Here is a 20,441-nt window from a genome sequence, read left to right as displayed (position 1 = left end):
GCATGACCGCACCGCCGCGGTACCGCACCGACCCGAGCCCCTCCGCGCTGGCCGCCCGCCTGCGCGCCCTGCGCACCGCCGGCGTCCCCGTCGCCTGCCACGTCTACGCCGGACTGTCCGCCCCTTCCGCCTCGTCGGCGTTGCACGCCCGCATCACCCACGCGATGGCGGCGGCGTTCGTGACAGGTGCCGACGTCCCGCGCTTCGAGCCACCACCCTCCGCCCACCTGCGCCTGCTCACCGCCGCGAGCCGGGGCCGCCTCGACGTGGGCGGACCCGACATGACGACGTTCCCCGTCGACCTGGCGTCCGAACTCTGGTGGCGGGTCCACGAACGCGCCTTGGGCGCCGCCGACCGCCGAGCCGCCTGCGACCTGTTGCTGCGCCTGGGATATCCCCACCGCGCGGCCGCCGCGATCGGCCTGACCGTGATCGACCCGCGCAAGCACGTGCTCTCCCCGGACCTGGCCCTCGAACAACTCGCCGTCCTCCGCTGCCACCTCCCGTCCTCCGCCGTGGAGGCGATGGCGCTGCGCGGCGCGAGGTCCGGCTTGCCGGCTTCCACACGCCGCGACCTGGCGCTGTTCGTGGTCTTCCGCGCCGCTGCGCGCGGTGTCGACTCGACCTCCCTGCAGGCCGCCGCCGCACTGGCCGTGAAGGCCTCTTCGGAGTTGCCGCAGAACGGCTTCGCGGGGTTGTTGCACCGGGCGCGCCTGCACCGGGCGATCGCCGCGGTGCCGTTCGTGCGCCGCGACATCACCGAGGCGCACCGGCTTCTGGGACGCGCACTGGAGTCGTTGAGCGCGATCACGCCTGCCACCGAGATGGACCGGCTCGCCTGGGCGGACGAGGCCTATGCCCTGCACTGCCTCCTGGTGCGGACGCACCTGGCCGTGGGGCTCGGGCAGCGCGCTTCGGGGTACGTCGCCGAGTTGGTCCAGCTCAGTCCTGGTGATGACAGGACATGGGCGTTGCAGGGTGACGTGCTGGCCGCGTGCGGGTCGTTGGAGGAGGCGGTGGAGGCTTACGGGCGGGGTGTCGCGCTCGGTGGGTGGGGTGCGGCGCGGGCGGCCTACCTGCGGGGGTTCGTGTTGGAGCGGCTGGGGCGCGTGGGGGAGGCCGCGGAGGACTACGTGCTGTCGCAGCGGATCGACCCGACCTCGTCGGTGGTGGCGGGGCGGGGCGATCCCGCTCCGGCGGTGCAGGGGCAGGTGCAGCCGATGGCGGTGCAGCCGCCCGCGGGGCAGCCGCGCCCGGTGCGGCCGCGCCCGGCGGCGCGGGGGCGGGCGCCGCAGCCTCTGGCACGCTGACGCTTCCCCCACACCTCAGCACACTCCCGCGCCCTGCACGCTCACGCACCCGCCCCCAGCACGTCCTCAGCGCGCGTCGGCCGTCACCAGGAGCCTCAGGTGCGCGGCCAGCCACGTCGCCGCCGCCGGGCCGTCGGCGAACGCCGTCACCTGAGCCGCCGCCGTGCGCAGGCCCGCGGTGTGCAGGTGCGTGCCCACCTCCCGCACGCGGGCCAGCAGGCTGTCCGTCAGGTGGTCGAGGCCCCGGTGGGCGGCCTCGGCCAGCACCGTCAGGGCGCTGTCCACCGTCGCGCTCAGCGGGTCGGCCTGCGTCGTGCCCGGCATCAGCGGTTGGGGTGTCGTGTCCGTCGCCATGTCCGGCACGACGACGCCCGCGGCGGTGTGGACCGCGAGCGGGTCGACGACGAGCGCGCCCCGGTGGCGGCGGATGCTGCCGGTGATCGTCGTCGGATTGGCCCGCAGTGCCGCTGTCAGCGCGTCGAGGGACTGCGGGGCGACGGCTCGGTGGGTGGCTTCCAGCAGGCACGTTGTGCCGGTGGGGGCGTGGAGGGTCGCGGTGAGGCGTTGTGCGGCCGGGTCGTAGGCGAGGTCGGTCACCTCGGCCACGCGGAGCACGCGGACCAGTTCCGCCTCCACCCTCGCGCGGACCTGGCGTGGGGGCAGGCCGGCCAGGTGGGCGGCGGCCGCGTCGTAGTCGGTGACGACCAGGGCCTGCGGCAGGTGGTCCCAGGCCGTGCCCACCGGGGTGAGCGACGTCTTGGCGACCCTGCTCGTCTTCAGGGTGACGGCCCGGCTCGCGCTGCGGGTCGCCGATTCGGAAACGACGTTCGACGCCGCCAGGCGGTGGCCGGTGCGCAGGGGGGTGTCTCGCTGCACCAGGACCACGTCGCCCGAGGCGAAGTAGACGTCCACCGCGTTCTCCGCGCGCAGGCGGGCGCCCAGTGCAGTGAGCCTGACCCGCTTCAGGGGTGTTTCTGCGGGCTCGTCGGGGCCGAGGACCTCGGCGCGCGGGCCCGTGGCCGTGGTGCGGGCGTGCAGTTCGGTGAGGAGGGCGGCGAACCGCTCCGCCTCGTAGTCCGCGCTGCGGCCGCGGTACGCGGAGAGTTGCGCGAGCAGGTCGGTGATCACGGCTGCGGGCCAGTGCAGGCGTTGCGCGGTCAGGTCGCGGTGCAGGCGCTGCCAGGCGACGTCGAGCACCTCGCTCGCGTTCGTGGTGCCGTCGAGCAGGAGTTGGTCGAGCAGATCGGTGACGGCGGTCAGATCCGTTGCGGTGGTGGGAGAACCGCCGACGTCGACCGTGTCGGTGCCCTGGGCGTCGGCCTCGCGGAACGCCCACACGGCGAGCGCCGTCGCCTCGTCCTTGTTGACGGCGTCGGTGTGGACGTAGGACAGGTCGCCGGGCACGAGGAACGTGACCGTGCAGGTCGGCAGTTCCGCCTGCGCCGTCTGGTCCTGCGCGGTCGGGCGGCGGAGCTTGGCGCGGTAGCCGGCCTGGAACGCCCTGCGGGCGCGGCGCAGCGTGCGTTCGCCCATCAACGCCACCAGGTCGTCGTCCGTGACGGTGCCCGGCGACCACAGCTCGGCGGGGGCGCTCGCCTCCTGGGTGCGTTGGTAGGCCAGCACCACGGCGATGCGGTGCCGGCACACGCCCGTCGCGCCACAACTGCACCGCGCCGCCTCGAGCGCCGTGCCCGGTGGCAGCGTCGTCGTGGTGCCGTCCGGGAACTTGCCCTGGACGGCACCGGCCGGATCGGTGTCGAGCGACGGGACGACGCCCGCGTCGAGCTCCTTGACGGCACGTTTCACCAGACCGCGGTTGGCCAGCGCGGCGAGCGCGTCCGGGGTGAGTGCCAGCAGGTCGGGTCTGGTCACCTGAGTTTCTCCGCAACGAATTCCGCGAGCTGGCCCGGGGTCATGGCACCGACGTGGGCGCCGACGTTCGCGAGGCGCTGGCCCAAAGCCCTGTCGTAGTCCGGGTTCGCCTCGTCGTCGAGCGCCGCGAGGCACAGCACGTGGGTGCCCTGCTCACACAGGCCCTTGACCGTGCGGACCAGGCGCTCCTCGCTGCCGCCCTCGTAGAAGTCGCTGATGATCGCCACGATCGACCGGCGCGGGCTGTCCACGAGCTCGGCGCCGTACGCCACGGCCCTGGCGATGTCCGTGCCGCCACCGAGCTGCACCTTCATCAGCAGCTCGACCGGGTCCGTCACGTCCGAGGTCAGGTCGACCACGTTGGTGTCGAACGCGACGAGGTGCGTCCGCAGCCCCGGCAGACCCCACAGGCAGGCCGCCGTGACGGCCGAGTGGATCACCGAGCTGGTCATCGACCCCGACTGGTCCACCAGCAGGACCACCTGCCACTGCTCGAGGTGCCGTTGGGAGCGGGAGACGAACTTCGGGTGCTCGATCGCGAGCTTGCGCTCCTCGGGTTGGTAACGCTGGAGGTTCGCCCTGATCGTGGAGCGGAAGTCGAAGTTGCGGGAGTTCTTGTGGATGCTCGGCCGCCGCGACTTCGTGCCGCTGAACGCCGTGCGCACCTCCGTCTTCAGCTTCTCCATCAACTGCCTCACGACCGCTTCGACGATCTTGCGCGCCATCGCGAGCACGGCCGGGTTCATCAGGTGCTTGGTCCGCAGCACCGCGCGCAGCAGTGCCGGGTTCGGCTCGATCCGTTGCAGCACCTCGGGATCGGTGACGATGTCCGTGATCTCGTAGCGCTCGACGGCGTCGCGTTCCAGCCGTTCGATCGTCTCCCTCGGGAAGAGGGTGTGGACCTCGTCCAGCCAGTCGACGGTCTGCAGCACCGAGTCCTCGTTGCCGCCGGTCTTGCGCACACCGCGTTCGGCCAGCTCCGGGTCACGTCCGTAGAGCCACTCCAGCGCCGCGTCCCTCCGGGCCGCGTCGCTCTGCAGGCCTCCGGTGCAGCGCGATGCCGGTTCACCGAGGATGAGCCGCCAGCGTTCCAGGTCCGTCATGCCAGGCCGCCCTTCACCAGCAACGCGTCCACGCGCTTCTCGATCGCCATCGCCTCCGCCACGGACACCGGGTCGGCGGTGAGCCGGGTGACGTTCTTCGCCGCGCCGCCCTCGACACCGCGGTGGGCGAGCACGGTGGCCGCGATCGTTTCCCTTTCCCTGGGCGGGAAGTAGCTGAACGCGAGCCGCAACGCGGGCAGCGCCACCAGGAACTCGTCGGAGTCCATCGCGCTGACCAGCTCGTCCAGCACGCCCACGAGGTCCGGGCTCGCCAGCACCTCCTCCCGCGCCACCGCGAACAACCCGGCGAGCCAGTCGCCGAGCGCCTCGATGGTGCGGACCTTGCGCACGTCCGGCTGGGAACCCAGTGCCCAGGCGAGCCCGAGCGCCGCGCCGCGCAGGTCCGGTGGGGCCTGCACGTCGTTGCTCACCCTCGTCGCCACGCCCGTGACGTCCGCGACGTCCAATGACAGCGCGGACTTCGCGTGCAGCACCGCGTCCCTGGTCGCCGCCATCGCCTTGAGCCGGTTCGGATCGGCCGGAGCCGGACCGCCGTGCAGACCCTCGACGAGCCACAGCACCCGCGCCGTGCCCGCGTCGATCACCGAGCCGAGCAGCGGGTCCTTCCTCGTGCCGAACAACCTGTCGTGCCGCCACAGCCCGAGCACGCCGCTCAGGACGGTGCCCAGCGCCGCCAGGTCGCCTGTCGCCTTCACGCCCTCGTTGAGCGACTTCTTGACCCTGCCGGACAGCGCCGAGATCCCGCACAGGACCGCGTCGAACAGGATCCCGCCCAGTTCGTCGAGCTGGGCGTGCCGGGACCGACGTTCCAGGGCCACCCCGGCCGCTTCCTCCAGCGTGGCGCCGTTCTCGGCGGCCTCGATCAACGCCGCGAGCCGCTCCTCGACCGGCCGGAGCGTCCACTGCTCGTCCAGGCGCGGCTGGGCACCTCCGGACGGGCCGCTCGTGCGCTCGAAGCCGGGGATCCGCAGCACCCGCAGGCGGTGCAGCACCCTGCTGCGCTCCAGCGCCCGCGGGTCGGTGAGGTCGAGCGAGACCTTGCCCTCCTGATCGAGGCCGTGTGTCCGCAACAGTTCCAGCACGGCGTTGACCAGCGGCGGTGCCGGAGTGCCGGGGTGCAGCCTGCCGACCTTGCCGCCCCGCAACGCCCCGAGCATCTCGACCAGGGCCGGGTGCGCGCCGGGCTGCAGCGTGCCGCGCCGCGTCCACGGCGGCGGCTGCGTCAGGTCCTCGGAGATCAACGCGCTGGTCAGCCCGTCGAGCACGTCCGTGCGCGCCAGGTTCTCGTGACCGCGCAACCGGGCCAGCGCCCCGGCCTGGGTGTGCGCGGCGATGAGGTCGGCCGTCGACACCGGCTGCTGCCGCCTGCGCAGCCGCGTGGCCACCGACTCGACCAGCCAGTCGGCCGCGCGCTGCGGCCCGTTCTCCCAGACCTGCTGGTAGTAGCCGGGTGACGGCATGCCCGACTGGTAGCCGGTGAACGCGTCCAGCCGCGCGTGCGAATACGGCACGAGATAGCTCGCACCCCGTTCGCGTTCCGGCACCTCCGGCCACTCCGTGCCGCCGTCGAGCTTGCCCTTGAGCGCGGCGGTGTGGAAGCCACCGGTGATCACGACGACGGGCCTGTCACCCGCGTCGGCCACCGCCGCCCTCACCCAGCGCGCCATGTACTCCTCGCGCGCCGAGTCGCCCTCGTCCGCGGTCGCCGTGCCGCGCAGCAGGTCGAAGTACTCGGCCATGCCCACCGGGTCGGTCTCGCACTCGAAGAGGTGGTCCCACAGCACGTCGACGTTGTCGACCGAGAACTCCGTGCACAGCCGGTCGACGACCTCGGTGTAGCGCAGCTCCGCGTCCGCGTACCGGTTGCTCACGTCCCGGAACGCCTCGTGCCACGCGGGCAGGTCGATGAACCTGACCTCGGCACCGACGCGCCGCGCCTCGATGATCGCCACCCACTCCGGCGAGTAGTCGCAGAACGGCGACCACGACGCGTGCTGGTCGGAGTAGCTGAACAGCGCGATGGGCAGCTCGTGCCCGAGCAGCAGCTCGTCGATGCGCTCGTTGAAGTCGGCGGGACCCTCGACGAGCACGTACGCGGGCTGCTGCTCCTCGATCGTGGCGGCGACCAGCCGGGCACAGGCGGGGCTGTGGTGGCGGACGCCGACGAACACGGCCCCCATCAGCCGGGCAGCAGGTGACGGGCGCGGTGCAGCTCCTGCCACTGCTTGCCCTTGCGCCGCGCCGCGTGCTGCTCCAGGTACCGCCGCAGCCGCGCCAGGTCCTCCGCGTTGTCCTTCGCCGCCGTGCCCGCCAGGCACTCCACGACGTCCGCGGCCGAACCGACCTCACCGCGCAGGAACCAGCCCCGCAGCCCGACGGCGTGCGCGACCGACACCGCCTCCGCCGTGCTCATCACCGTGGTGAGCCTGTCGGTGCCCTCGCGCAGGTCGCGGAACGTGCGCACGAGCACTTCCAGCACGTCCCGCCGCGGCGCGAGCTCGACACCGGACTTCTCCAGCAGCTTCGCGGCCTCCTGCTCGACCAGCGCGAGTTCGGTGTCGAAGTCCGCGATGGGGAAGACCGTCTCGAAGTTGAAGCGGCGCTTGAGCGCGGCGCTCATCTCGTTGACGCCCCTGTCCCGCGTGTTCGCCGTGGCGATCACGTTGAAGCCGTCCTGCGCGAACACCATGCCGTCCGGGCCGTTCAGCTCACCGATCGCCATCACGCGGTCGGACAGCATCGACAGCATGCAGTCCTGGACCTCCAGCGGGCAGCGGGTGATCTCCTCGAACCGCACGACCTTGCCCTCGGCCATGCCGCGCAGCATCGGCGCCGGCACCAGCGAGCGCGGCGACGGGCCCTCCGCGACCAGCAGCGCGTAGTTCCACGAGTACTTGATCTGGTCCTCGGTCGTGGCCGCGCCGCCCTGGATCGTCAGCGTCGACTCGCCGCACACCGCCGCCGCGATCAGTTCGGACAGCAGCGACTTCGCCGTGCCGGGCTCCCCGACGAGCATCAGGCCGCGGCTCGTCGCGAGCGTCACCAGCGCCCTGTCCACGAGGGACGGGTCGCCCACGAACTTCCTGGTGATGCCCGTCTTCTCGTCGCCCACCACGAACTTCCGCGCGGCGGCGAGGCTCAGCGCCCAGCCCGGCGGTCTGGGGGCCGTGTCGGTGTCGCGCAGGCGGGCGAGCTCGTCGGCGAAGCGGACCTCGGCGGGAGGGCGCTGCATCGTCTGTGTGCTGGTCATGACCGGAGGGACTCCAGTTCGGTGAAGAGCTCGGAGAGCGTGATCGGGTCGATGGGGTGGCTGCCGGGCGCGTCCTTCGGAGCGGACCACGTGCCGTGACCGTTGGGGGAGAACCACATGTCGCTGAAACCGACCTCGGGGAAGACGTCCATCGCGCCCACCGCGATGCCGGGTTCGAGCGAGGCGACGAGCGCGCCACCACCGGGGAACGGCCGGGTGATCCAGCACTCGACGCCCGCGTCCTGCGGGGCGCCGCGCACCCAGCCCTTCTTGGTCAGGCCGAGGATCTTGCCGATCGGGTACGGGGTGGCGCAGAACTTCTTCAGCTGGGGCAGCAGGTCCTCGTCGGACTCCAGCAGGTGGTACGGGCGGCCGGTCTGCGGGAACGGCTGGAGGATCTCGTAGTCGGCGAAGATCTCGCCCCACGCCGACGCCTCGGCCTTCAGGTCGACCGCGTGCGCCACGCGCACGACCGCGTTCTCCGGCAGCGTGAACTCGTCGTCGTCCACGTTCGCCAGCGTGCGGTCCTCGGCCAGGCGGAAGGACGTGCCCTCGTCGGTGATCCACACCAGCCGGCGGACCAGGTGCCACAGCAGCGGGTGGTCGACGAGCACCGTCAGGAACTCCTCGGCGCTCCACGTGCGCTGGTCGACCATGGCGCGTTCGAGGCGCTGGATCTGGTCGGCCGCGATGGTGCGGACGTCCTTCTTCAGCGCGGTGAACCGCTTGTGCTCCAGCGGTGCCTTGTCCTGGTCGTCCTTCGCGCCGGGCTTGGGGAGGTCCTTGCGGCGCTTGCCGTCCGGGTCGAGCACGAACGGCTTGAGCTGCTCGTCGAAGCCCACGGTGAACTGCCGCTGGCCGTAGTCGATGACCAGCGTCGCGGCGTCGTCCAGCCCGAGGCGCGGGACCAGCCGGTCCGACAGCTGGTCGCGGGACAGGCCGAGCTCCGCCGCGATCTGGGCGACCTTCTCCTGGGCCCTGGTCTTGAGGCCCTTGAACGGCACCTTCTCCGCGATGCTGTTGAGGTGCGACAGCGCGACCTCGCTGCCGATCTCGGCGAGGACGTCGAGCCCGCTGACCGCCCGCGCGTGCTGGCTCTCGCCCGGCCACCTGCGGATCAGCGGGGACAGCGCGCGGACCGTCGAGTCGTCGCCGAACCAGCCGAGCGCGCTCAGCGCCCAGCTCTCCTTCGACGGCGAGCCCGCCTGCTCCCACGCCTGGAACACGGCCCACGCGAACGCCGCCAGCGAATCGCGGTCGAGGGTCTCGCGCACGATCGGCAGGCCCGCGTAGAGCTCACCGGGCTTGGACAGCGCCGCCGTCATGAGCAGGTTGCCCGCGGCCTCGGGCGGCAGCGCGTGCCTGCGGTCGGCCAGCAACACCTGCGGCAACAGCCGCGTGTCGGCCCACTCGCCGATCACCGGCAGCTTCGCGGGCAGCACGTCGACCGGGTCGACCGACAGCACCACGTCGATCGCCGCCTCGGCACCGCACTCCCTGGCGACGGAAGCCACGTCGACACCGAGGTTGTTGTGCAGGTACCGCAACGCCGTCTCGGCGTTGCGCCGGGGGATGCCCGCCTTGCCCGACGCCGCGGGGACGAGCAGGCGCGCGGCCTGCTCGCGGTGCCGGCCCATCCAGTCCAGAGCCCAGCGCCGCGCCTGCTTGGTGCGGGAGAACCAGTCGGCCATCTGCGCGGCCACCTCGGGCGTGGCGAACGGCAGCAGCACCATCCCCGTCCCCGCGGGCGACGACTGGACGTGCCGCGCGAGCGCCGGTGCGGCGTCGAGGCCGAAGCGGGCCGCCAGGTTCTTGCCCCACTCCTCGACCCCGTAGCTGTAGTTCGGCTTCCAGTCCGCCAGCAGGTGCCGCACCTCGTCGTCGGGCGCGAGCAGGAACAGGTCGTTGTCGTAGTAGCCGATCGTGCCGGCCAGGTACTCCCCGAGGAGCTTGCGCCAGTCGTGGTGGTCTTGCCGCCACTCCGCGCCACACCCGAGCCACTCGTCGCGCTCACCCGGATGCCAGACCATCGTCGGCTCCGGCGACGGCAGGTCCGCCAGCACCACGGGCTTCACCGGCTTCCTGCGGTGCAGCCACGGCGGTTCGACCAGCAACACGGGCAGCTGGTCCGCGCTCGCCTCCGGCAGCACGGCCGGACCGGACTCGGAGATCAGCTCGGCGACCTCGTCCGGCACCGCCAGTTCGGGGTGCGACAGCAGGTGCGCCTGGAGCAGCTTGAGCGCCTCGGCACTGGACGCCGCCCGGTGCGCCAGCAGCCGCGCCGCCCGCTTCGGGAACGCCGCCATCGCCGACAGCACGGCCGGCCGCACGTACTTCGCGTCGAGCCGGTCCAGCATGATCGTGAACGCCTCGTCGGTCGGCAACGCGGCGAGCACCTTCAACGCCCGCTTGCGCCCCTCCGCGCTCTGGTAGTAGACGTCGCCGTCGAGTTCCACCGCGAGCAACGGCGCGACGCCCGGCCCCAGCACGTACACGGCCGTGTACATCAGGAACGCGTAGTTCGTGAGCGACAGATCCGCCTTCTCGAAGTCTTCCTTCGTGCGGGCAATGCTCGGCAGCATCCACCACCGGCTCGGCGTGTACTGCTGCTTGCAGAGCCAGGCGAACCAGTCGGCCCGCTCCGGCAGCAGGTACGCCCGCAGCTCCTTCTCGGTCTTCGACCCCGTGAGCTCCTCCAGCGCGGCCTCGGCCCGGGCGCGTTCCTCGGCGGACGCTGTGGCGATCGCGTAGCGGACGGCCGTGAGCATCTGGCCCTGCGGTTCGGTGTGCGACGTCTGGAAGCGGCCGCGGTCGTACTGCAGGCAGATGTTGGTCCACCTGCCGCGCTTGTCGTTCCACTGCTCGGAGAACGTGACGCCCATGAGCTCGACCGTGGCCGTCGTGGCGAACGCGAGGCCGTGGTCGGCGATCCAGGCGTGCACGGCGGGCACACCGGGCTTGGTGATGGCCGCGAGCGCCGCCGCGCCCAGCGTGTTCGGCTTGCCTGCCAGGTGCTCGCGGGCCGCGTCGACCAGGTCCTCGTTCGAGCCCTTGACCGAGAGGGCGCGTTCGATGGTTTCGGCCTGCTCGGTGATGAGGTGGCGTGCCCGGTCGGCCTTGGCGGAGTCGAGCGTGAACTCGGGGGCCGGGGTGAAGCCGCGCTGGCGGACGACGTCGCGCAGCCACGCCTTGGGCATGACCCAGGTGTCCTCGTCGAGGACGGGGGCCGGGGTGTCGGGGGTGGTGGCTGCGGGGGCGGTCGTGCCGGGAGCGGTGGCGGGGCGGGTGCCCACGGGCGGTGCCGCCGAGGGCTGCTGCACGATGGTGGAAGGCTCGTTGGTGGCTGGTGCCACCGTGAGCTGTGGCGCGGCGCTGGTGGCTGACGTCGCTGAGGGCTGCGCCGCGTTGGTGGTCGACGCTGAGGTCTGCGCCGCGCCGGTGGTCGTCGACGCTAAAGGCTGTGCCGCGCCCTCCGGTCTGTAGCCCTTCTTCTCCTTCTCCGCCACCAGCTTCGCGACGTGCGCCTCGGCTGCCTCGGCGGAGGCCAGCTCCTTGGTCTGGGTCTGGCCGGCGGTGCCCAGCCGTCCGAACCGGACGGTCACCGCGGCGCCGTCCTGCCCGATCTCCCAGAACTTCGCGGAGCCGTCCGCGACGAGTTCCCACCTGCGCACTGCTTTACCTCCTGGGGCCACACAAGGGAGTTGATGTCCACGGACGTTACTCAGGGGGTCTGACAATTTCTGAGAGGTGCTGCTACTGGTGCAGTGACTCCAGTTCGGACAGGACCTCCGAGGCCGTGATGGCGTCGGTGGTGAGGGTGCCGGAGGCGTTGCGCTGGGAGGACCAGTAGCCGTGGCCGTCGGGGGAGAACCAGAGCTCGGTGAACTTGAGCTCCGGGAAGACGTCGATGGCGCCCACCGCGATGCCGGGGTCGAGCGAGGCGACGAGGGCACCGCCGGACGGCAGCGGGCGGGTGATCCAGCACTCCACGCCGCCGTCCTGGGGTTCGCCGCGGATCCAGCCCTTCTTGGTGAGGCTGAGGATCTTGCCGACGGGGTGGTCGACGTCGCAGTACTTCTTCAGCTGGGGCAGCAGGTCCTCGTTCTGGGACACCAGGTGCAGGGGGCGGCCGAGCTGCGGGAAGGGCTGGAGGATCTCGTAGTCGGCGAAGACCTCGCCCCAGGCTTCGAGCTCGTCCCGGAGGTCGACCGGGTGCGCGACGCGGACGGTGGCGTCCTCGGGGAGCGTGAACCCGTCGTCGCCGGAGTCGGCGAGCGTGCGGTCTTCCGCGAGGCGGAAGGAGAGGCCTTCGTTCGTGATCCACACCAGGCGGCGGACGATGTGCCAGAGCAGCGGGTGGCCGGCCAGGACCGTGTGGAACTCGGCCGCGGTCCAGGTGCGCTGGTCGACCATGGCGCGTTCCAGGCGGTGGATCTGGTCCGACGCCACGGCGCGGACGTCCTTCTTCAAGGCGGCGAAACGCTTCTGCTCCAGCGGTGCCTTGTCCTGGTCGTCCTTCGCGCCGGGCTTGGGGAGGTCCTTGCGCCGCTTGCCGTCCGGGTCGAGGACGTAGGGCTTGAGCTGTTCGTCGAAGCCGACGGTGAACTGGCGCGGGCCGTAGTCGATGACGAGGCTCGCGGCGTCGTCGAGGCCGAGGCGCGGCACCAGCCGGTCGGCCAGCTGGTCGCGGGACAGGCCCAGTTCCTCGGCGATCTGGGCGACCTTCTCCTGGGCCTTCGTCTTGAGGCCCTTGAACTTCACCTTTTCAGCGATGCTGTTGAGGTGGGACAGGGCGACCTCGGTGCCGATGTCGGCGAGCACGTCGAGGCCTGTCACCGCCCTCGCGTGCTGGCTCTCGCCCGGCCAGACCCGGATCAACGGCGACAGCGCGCGGACCGTCGAGTCGTCGCCGAGCCAGCCGAGGGCGCTGAGCGCCCAGCCCTCCTTCGACGGCGCGCCGATCTCCTGCCAGCGCTGGAAGACCGCCCACGCGAACTCGGCCAGGGAGTCCGCGTCGAGCGCGTCGCGGGCGATCGGAAGCCCGGCGTAGACGTCGCCCGGCTTGGACAGCGCGGCCGTCATCAGCAGGTTCCGCGCGGCCTCCGGGGACAGCGCCTGCCCGCGGTCGCGCAGCAGGACCTGGGGCAGCAGCCGGGTGTCCGCCCACTCGCCGATCACGGGCAGCTTGGCGGGCAGCACGTCGACCGGGTCGACGGCCAGGAACGACTCCAGGGCTTCGGCCGCGGCCTGAGTCGGCGCGACGGCCACCACGTCCACTCCCAGGGAGTGCAGGTGGCGGAGCGCGGTCTCGGCGTTGCGGCGCTCGGCACCGGGCTTGCCCAGGGCGGCGGGCACGAGCAGCCGTGCGGCGGTGTCCCGGTGCCGGGCCAGCCAGGCCATCGCCGTCTTGCGGACCTGCTTGAGCCGCACGAGCCAGTCGGCCATCAGCGTGGCCACCTCGGGCGTCGCGAACGGCAGGACGACCACCGCGGCCGCCGACGTCCGCTCCACGATGCGCAGCAGCGGGGGCAACGTGTCGAAGCCGAACTTCGCGGCCAGCCGCTTGCCCGCCGACTCGGCACTCCAGCCGAGCCGCGGCTCCCAGTCGGCCAGCAGATGCCGGACCTCCTCCTCGGGCGCGCCGATCAGCAGGTCCGCCATCCGGTAGCCGATCCGGCCGGCCTTGAACTCCGCCAGCCAGTGCTCCCAGGTCTTGTAGGCGTGGGTGTCCCAGTGGCCGTCCTCCAGCCACGCCTCGCGCTCACCCGGCAGCCACACGAGCGACGGGCCCGGCACCGGCAGATCCGGCACCACCACGGGCTTCACCGGCTTCTTGCGGTGGATCCACGGCGGCGACGCCAGCACCGCCGGCAAGGCCTCCGCCGGCGCCTCCGGCACGGCTTCGGACTCGACGTCGACGAACCCCTCGGGCGCCTCGAGGTGCGGGTACGTCTTCAGGTGCACGCTGAGCAGCTGGCGGAGAGCGGCGTTGCGACTAGAGCGTTCGCCGAGGAGCCGGGCCGCGCGCGCCGGGAACGCCGCCATCATGGACAACACGGTCGGCCGCACGTACTTCTCGTCGATCCGGTCGAGCGCGATCGTGAACGCCTCGTCGGTGGGCAGCGCCGCGAGCACTTTCAGCACCGCCTTGCGGCGATCGGCGAGCTGGTGCTTGTGGTCGAGCGCCGCGGCGAGCAACGGCGCGATGGCGGGGCCGAGCACGTAGAGCGCGGTGTGCAGGATGGTGCTGCTGTTGGTCACCCTGGTCTGCGCCAGCTCGAACTCCTCGAGCGTGCTCGCGCTGCACGGGACGACCCACCAGCGGCTGGTCGAGTGCGGCGCGGCGCAGGCGTCCCGGAACCAGTCGGCGCGCTCCGGCATCAGGAAGGTGCGCACCATCTGCGCGTTGGGTTCGTCCAGCTCGCCCAGCTTTTCGAGGAACGCCGCCGCCTTGGCCCGCTCGGTGTCGTCCGCGGTGGCGAGCGCGTAGCGGACGGACCTGAGCATCTTGCCCTCGACGTTGTCGAAGGTGAGGCGGAGGTGGCCGCCGCGGGTCGCCAGGCGCTCGTTGCCGTACTCGCGCTGCTGCGGGAGCCACTCGGGTGCGGAGGCCAGCATGGTGAACTCGACCGCGGCCTCCGTCGCGAAGGCCACGCCGTGGTCGGCGATCCAGGCGTGCACCGACTGCTCGCCGCAGCCGATGATGGCCGCCACCGCCGCCGCGCCCGTGGGGTTCGGGCGGCCGGCGAGGTGGTCGCGCGTCGCCTCGACCAGGTCGCGGTCGGAGGCCGGTTCGGACAGGACCCGCTCGACGGTGGTGGTTTGCTGCTTGCCTGCTCGGCGGCGGGCTTCTTCGGCGAGGGTGGGGTCTACCGCGAATTCCGGCGCGGGGTGGAAGCCGCGTTGGCGGACCACGTCGCGGAGCCACGCCTTGGGCATGGTCCAGGTGTCTTCGTCGGTGGGGGTGGGCTGTTGGGGGGAGGAGGGGGTGGAGTCGGCGGTGGGGACGGGGGTTGAGGCAGCAGCGAGGCTGGCGGTGGGGACGGGGGTTGAGGCGGGGGTGGAGGTCGCAGCGGGGTTGGTGGCGGCGTTGGGAGCTGAGCGGCTGGAGGCGGGGCGGGTGGCCGAGCTGGCGGCGGTGGTGAGGTCGGTGGCCGAGCTGCCGGCGGTGGCTGCCCGGTCGTCGGCCAGTCCGGTGGTGGTCGCGGCAGCGGTCGGTGCGGCGATCGCCTGGGTGGTGCCGGCGGCAGGCTGCTCGGAGGTGGCTTGCGCCGCAGCCGGTGTCGTCGTCACGGCGCGGTAGCCCTTCTTCTCCTTCTCGGCCACCAGCTTCGCGACGTGTGCTGCGGCTGCCTCGGCGGTGGCCAGCTCCTTGGTCTGGGTTTGGCCGTGCGTGTTCAGCCGTCCGAAGCGGACGGTGACGGCGGTGCCGTCCTGGCCGATCTCCCAGAACTTCGCCGCGCTGCCCGAGACGAGCTCCCACCTGCGCACTTGCTGCTCCCTGCTGATCCGTTGGTGTCGCCGAGCCGGTCTGACGCCGGCCGGGGGCCGGCCGTTCCCGGTGTCAGGCGTGGAGTGACTCGAGTTCGGAGAGGAGTTCCGAGGCGGTGATGGCGTCCACTTCGAAGGTGGTCGGCGTGCCGTTCCCGGGTGGGGACCAGGCGCCGGCGCCGTCCGGGTCGAACCAGAGCGCGCTGAACCGCATCTCCGGCTCCATGTCGACCATTCCGACGATGATGCCGGGGTCGAGCGCGGCGACCAGGGCGCCGCCGGAGGGCAGTGGGCGGGTCATCCACGGCTCCACGCCGTTGTCCTGAGGCTGGCAGCGGGCCCAGCCGTGCTTGGTGAGGCCGAGGACCTTGCCGACCGGCACGTCCCTGTTGAGGTACTTCGCGAGCTGGGGGAGGGTGTCGCCCGGTGCGAAGGCGTGGGTGGGGCGGCCCAGCTGCGGGAAGGGCTGGAGGATCTCGTAGTCCGCGAACACCTCGCCCCAGGCCGGGAGGGTGTCCGCGAGGTCGATCGGGTGGGCCACGCGGATGACGGCGTTCCCGGGCAGGGTCACCTCGTCGTCGGAGGCGTCCGCGAGGGTGCGGTCTTCTGCCAGGCGGAAGGTCAGGCCGGTGTCGGTGATCCACACCAGGCGGCGGACCAGGTGCCACAGCAGGGGGTGGGCGGCCAGGACCGCGTGGAACTCCGCCGTGGTCCAGGTGCGCTGGTCGACCATCGAGCGTTCCAGGCGGTGGATCTGGTCTGAGGCGATGGCGCGGACGTCCTTCTTCAGCGTCGCGAACCGCTTGTGCTCCGCCGGGGCGAGTTCCTGGTCGTCGCGGGCACCTGGTTTCGGCAGATCCTTGCGGCGCTTGCCTTCCGCGTCGAGGACGTACGGCTTGAGCTGTTCGTCGAAGCCGACCGTGAACTGGCGCGGGCCGTAGTCGATGACGAGGCTGGCGGCCTCGTCGAGGTCCAGGCGGGGGACGAGGCGGTCGGACAGCTGGTCGCGGCTCAGGCCCAGCGCGGCGGCGATGTCGGTCACCTTCTCCTGCGCCTTCGCCTTCAGGCCCTTGAACTTCACCCTCTCCGCGATGCTGTTCAGGTTCATCAGCGCGACCTCGCTGCCGATCTGGGCGAGCACGTCGAGGCCCGCCACGGCGCGGGCGTGCTGGCTCTCGCCCGGCCAGGCGCGGATCAGCGGGGCGAGGCGGCGCGCCGTCTCGTCGTCACCGAACCAGGCCAGCGCGGTGAGGACCCAGCCGTCCCTGGACGGGGCGCCGGCGTCCTGCCAGAGGCCGAAGAGGGCCCAGGCGAACTCGGCCAGCGACGTGCGGTCGCACGCCTCGACGGCGAGCGGCAGGCCGGGATAGACGGCGTCCTGTTTGGACAGCGCGACCGTCGTCAGAAGGCTCTTCGCGGCGTCCGCGGGCAACGCGCCGGCGCCGTTGGCCAGCAGCACCTGGGGCAGCAGCCTGAGATCGGCCCAGCCGCCGATCGCAGGCAACTTCGCGGGCAGGACGTCGAGCGGGTCGACCTCGATCAGCGTGCGGATCGCCGCTCCCGCCTCGGGAGCGGGGGCGAGGGCGATGACGTCGACACCGATCTCCAGGTGGAGGTGGCGCAGGGCGAACTCGGCGTTGCGGCGCGCGGTGCCCGCCGCACCCAGCGCGACCGGCAGCAGGAGGCGGGCGGCGGCCTCGCGGTGACGGGCCAGCCAGGAGAGCGCGAACGCGCGCGCGGTCTTCAGGCGCACGAACCAGTCCGCCATCAGCGCGGCCACCTCGGGCGTGGCGTAGGGGAGCAGCACGACGCCGGACACGTGCGGGTTGCTCGCCGCCAGCCGCAGCATCGCCGGGAGCGCGTCGATGCCGAACCGCGCCGCGATCCGCTTGCCCCAGCTTTCGCTGTTCCACGTGTCGTTCGGCGTCCAGACGGCGAGCAACGGCCGGGCGATCTCCTCCGGGCCGGCCTCGAACAGCCTGTGGTCGTAGCGGGAGCCCTTGCCGGTGCGGATCGCCTCCGCCATCGACTCCCAGTCGCCGGTCTGCCGCGACCACCAGCCCGTGACCGCCGACCACTCCTCACGCTCACCCGGCGACCACGTGAGATGGGCCTCGGGAACCGGAAGACCTTGCAGCACAACCGGCTTCGCCTGCGGGCGGCGGCGCGTCCACGGCGGTTCAGCCAGGATCGGCGGAAGAGCCTCGACCGGCGCTTCGGGGATCACCTCGACCAGTGCGGTGAGCTCGTCCGCGACGGGCAGGCCGGGGTGTTCGACGAGGTGGGCGCGCAGCAGGTTGCGGACGTCCGCGTCGTTCGCCGCGCGAGGCGTCATCAGGCGCAACGCACGAGCGGGGAACGCCTCCATCGCGGCCGCCAGCGCGGGCCGGACGTACCGCTCCTGCAGGCGGTTGAGCAGCATCAGGAACGCCTCGTCGGTCGGCAGGGCCGCCAGCACGTCGAGCGCCAGCCTGCGGTGCTCCCCGCCCCACTCGGCCTTCGCGCGCAGTTCGGCCTCGAGCACGGGCGCGAGGGAGGGGCCGAGCAGGTGCAGCGCCGTGTACACGGCGGTCTCCGACCAGATCAGGTGGCCGTACTTCAGCCGGCTCAGGTGGTCGGGGGTGCTCGCCGAGCTGTGCACCATCCAGTACGAGCTCGACGACTGGTTCGCCTCCTCGAACCAGTCGTGGCGCGTCGGGACGAGGAACGCCCGCGCGACCTGGCCGAACCAGTTCGTGCCGATCTTCTCCAGCTCCGTGACGGTCGCGTCGTAGGTCGCCTCGTCGGCCACCGCCAGCGCGGTGCGGATGTCGATCAGCACGCGGCTCTCGGCGCTGTGTTCCGGGCTGTGGCGTGGCAGGTTGATCAGCAGCCGGCCGCGGCTGTCGTAGATCGTCGCGTGGTGGATGGCCGCCGTGGCGGCGAACGGGAGGCCGAAGTCCTCGATCCACCAATGGACCGGGGACGTGCCGTGCTCCACGCCGAGCAGTTTCACGAGCGTCGCGGCGCCCAGCGGGTCGGGGCGGCCTTCGACGTGGTGGCGCAGTGCTCGCAGGAGTTCGGGGTCGTGGTCCGGTGAGGTGAGTGCCTCGGAGATCTTCGCGGTGCCGGCGGCGATGTGGTCGCGGAACTTCCGCGCCACCGCCTGGTCGGGTGTGAAGGCGGGCAGGGGCTGTGCGTCGCGCCGGGGCATCGCCTGGGCGAGCCAGTCGGCGGGCATCACCCAGGTGGCCTCGTGGAGGGGAGGCGGTTCGGTGGGAGACGTGGTCGGGGAGGGCGCTTCGGTGGCGGATCCGTCGGCAGGAGGTGTCTCGGCGGAGAGTGCGGCGGGCGAGGCGTCGAAGGCAGGTGTGGCCTGCGAACCACCTGCGGGCTGCGCGGCCTCGGCGGCCGTCGTGACGCTGCGGTAGCCCTTCTTCTCCTTCTCCGCCACGAGCTTCGCGACGTGCGCCTGCGCGGCGGCCTCGGACGGCAGCTCCTTGGTCTGGGTCTGCCCGGCCGCGCCCAGCCGTCCGAAGCGGACGGTCACCGCGGCGCTGCTCCGGGTGATCTCCCAGAACTTGGCCGAGTTGCCGGAGACGAGCTCCCACCTGCCTGTCACGAAACCCCCTGAGTCCGACCTGGAGCTGATGTCCAAGGACGGTACCCAGGGGGTCTGACAGTTTTAGTCGATCACGTGAAATCGCTGGTCACGGCTTCCACCACAGCGCGGTGTCGGGTGGCAGGAGCAGCAGTCCGTCGCGGACCCCGTAGTAGGACGAGGCGAGCAGGACGGAGCCCGGGTCGGGCAGTTCGACGACCGCTTCGGACAGGTTCACGGCGCAGGCGATGCCGTCGCGTTCGAACCACAGCACGTCGGCAGGGCCGTCGATCCACGTGACGGTCGTGCCGAGGGCCGGGTTCTCGCGGCGTGTGCGCAAAGCGTTGCGGTAGAACGACAGCATCGAGTCCTGGTCGCCCGCTTGCGTCTCGACGCTGAGCTTCGCCCAGTCGGCGGGCTGCGGCAGCCACGAGCCACCGGTGCCGAAGCCCAGAGACGGGCCGGAAGCCTTCCAGGGCAACGGAACACGGCAGCCGTCGCGGCCTCGTTCGGTGTGGCCCGAGCGCTCCCACATCGGGTCCTGCAGCACCTCGTCGGGCAGGTCCAGCACCTCGGGCAGGCCGAGCTCCTCGCCCTGGTACAGGTACACCGAGCCCGGCAGCGCGAGCATCAACGCCAGTGCTGCGCGCGCACGGCGCACACCGGTCTCGCCGCCGCCGTAACGCGTCACGTGCCGTTGCACGTCGTGGTTCGACAGCACCCAGGTCGTAGGCGCGCCAACGGGTTCGACCGCGGCCAGCGACGAGTCGATGACCGAGCGCAACGCGTCGAAGTTCCACTCCGCTGTCAGGTAGTGGAAGTTGAACGCCTGGTGCATCTCGTCGGGACGCAGGTACATGGCCGTCCGTTCGGCGGAAGGCGTCCATGCCTCCGCCACGAGCACACGGTCGCCCTCGTACGAGTCGATGACCTCACGCCACTCGCGGTGTATGTCGTGCACACCGTCCTGGTCGAAGAACGGCAACGGCTCCGTGCCCAGCAGCTTGAGCTGGTCGGCGTGCCCGATGTCGGGCAGACCCGGCGCCTTGACCATGCCGTGCGCCACGTCGACGCGGAAGCCGTCGACGCCGAGGTCCAGCCAGAACCGCAGCACGTCGCGGAACTCCGCGCGCACCTCCGGCAGCTCCCAGTTGAGGTCCGGCTGCTCCGGCGCGAACAGGTGCAGGTACCAGGACCCGTCGGCCACCCGCGTCCACGCCGGTCCGCCGAAGACCGACTCCCAGTCGTTCGGCGGCTGGTCGCCGACGCCCTCGCGGAACACGTACCGCTCGCGGTTGCGGCCGGCCAGCGCCTCCCGGAACCACGCGTGCTGGTCGGAGCTGTGGTTCGGCACGATGTCGACGATCACCCGGATACCGAGCGTGTGCGCGTCGTCCACCAACGCGCGCACGTCGTCCAACCCGCCGAACTGCGGGTCGACGGCGCGGTAGTCCGCCACGTCGTAGCCGCCGTCGGCCATCGGCGACGCGTAGAACGGCGTGATCCAGACCGCGTCCACGCCGAGGTCGCGCAGGTAGGGCAGGCGTGAGCGGATGCCGGGCAGGTCGCCGACGCCGTCGCCGTTCGAGTCGGCGAAGCTGCGCACGTAGACCTGGTAGATGACGGCGTGGCGCCACCAGTCCTGGGACATGTCCATGCCTTCCGGGTGAGGTGTGTCAGCGGTCCAGGAAAGACGTTGCAAAAGTTTTCCGCAAGTCGGCTTGAGGATTCCTGGAGGAATCGAATCAAGTCTGCAAACTTTTGCGATCACCGAAAATGCGTTGCAAGCCCGCCACGCCGTCCGTCAGAGTGGT

Annotated in this window: 9 protein-coding genes; 1 reads left to right on the top strand and 8 read right to left on the bottom strand. The window is 71.8% G+C overall.

What is annotated here, in order from left to right; all coding sequences use genetic code 11:
* Positions 1-2 precede the first annotated feature (2 nt).
* On the top strand, positions 3-1,310 hold the full coding sequence (locus ND450_RS16670) for a hypothetical protein (protein WP_253327032.1): 1,308 nt from the start codon (positions 3-5) through the stop codon (positions 1,308-1,310).
* Between the two features lie 66 nt (positions 1,311-1,376).
* On the opposite strand, the gene ND450_RS16665 is transcribed toward ND450_RS16670, so the two are convergent.
* The 8 genes from ND450_RS16665 to ND450_RS16625 form a co-directional block, all read right to left on the bottom strand.
* A complete protein-coding gene (locus ND450_RS16665; RefSeq protein WP_253327031.1) occupies positions 1,377-3,182 on the bottom strand; it encodes a hypothetical protein in 1,806 nt (601 codons plus the stop codon).
* Positions 3,179-4,285, bottom strand: coding sequence for a VWA domain-containing protein (locus ND450_RS16660; protein WP_253327030.1), 1,107 nt, complete (start codon positions 4,283-4,285; stop codon positions 3,179-3,181). Before ND450_RS16660 ends, ND450_RS16665 begins: the two co-directional genes overlap by 4 nt.
* A complete protein-coding gene (locus tag ND450_RS16655; RefSeq protein WP_253327029.1) occupies positions 4,282-6,486 on the bottom strand; it encodes a DUF5682 family protein in 2,205 nt (734 codons plus the stop codon). The genes ND450_RS16660 and ND450_RS16655 overlap by 4 nt, the downstream gene beginning before the upstream one ends.
* Entirely contained in the window at positions 6,486-7,556 is a 1,071-nt protein-coding gene (locus ND450_RS45865) for an AAA family ATPase (protein ID WP_305885222.1), read from the bottom strand. Before ND450_RS45865 ends, ND450_RS16655 begins: the two co-directional genes overlap by 1 nt.
* Complete coding sequence (locus tag ND450_RS16645) at positions 7,553-11,227, bottom strand: DUF4132 domain-containing protein (protein WP_253327028.1); 3,675 nt, start codon at positions 11,225-11,227, stop codon at positions 7,553-7,555. The genes ND450_RS45865 and ND450_RS16645 overlap by 4 nt, the downstream gene beginning before the upstream one ends.
* Positions 11,228-11,309: 82 nt before the next feature.
* Positions 11,310-15,047: a DUF4132 domain-containing protein gene (locus tag ND450_RS45735; RefSeq protein WP_256557523.1), complete on the bottom strand. Its 3,738-nt coding sequence runs from the start codon at positions 15,045-15,047 to the stop codon at positions 11,310-11,312.
* A gap of 73 nt (positions 15,048-15,120) precedes the next feature.
* Positions 15,121-18,648, bottom strand: a complete 3,528-nt coding sequence (locus tag ND450_RS16630) for a DUF4132 domain-containing protein (RefSeq protein WP_253327027.1) — start codon at positions 18,646-18,648, stop codon at positions 15,121-15,123.
* Between the two features lie 88 nt (positions 18,649-18,736).
* On the bottom strand, positions 18,737-20,278 hold the full coding sequence (locus tag ND450_RS16625; RefSeq protein WP_253327933.1) for a glycoside hydrolase family 13 protein: 1,542 nt from the start codon (positions 20,276-20,278) through the stop codon (positions 18,737-18,739).
* Between the last annotated feature and the right edge of the window lie 163 nt (positions 20,279-20,441).

The organism is Lentzea sp. HUAS12, assembly GCF_024125735.1.
GTDB lineage: Bacteria > Actinomycetota > Actinomycetes > Mycobacteriales > Pseudonocardiaceae > Lentzea > Lentzea albida.
The sequence above is the reverse complement of the archived record's forward strand: the minus strand, read 5'-3'. Positions and strand labels throughout refer to the sequence as shown.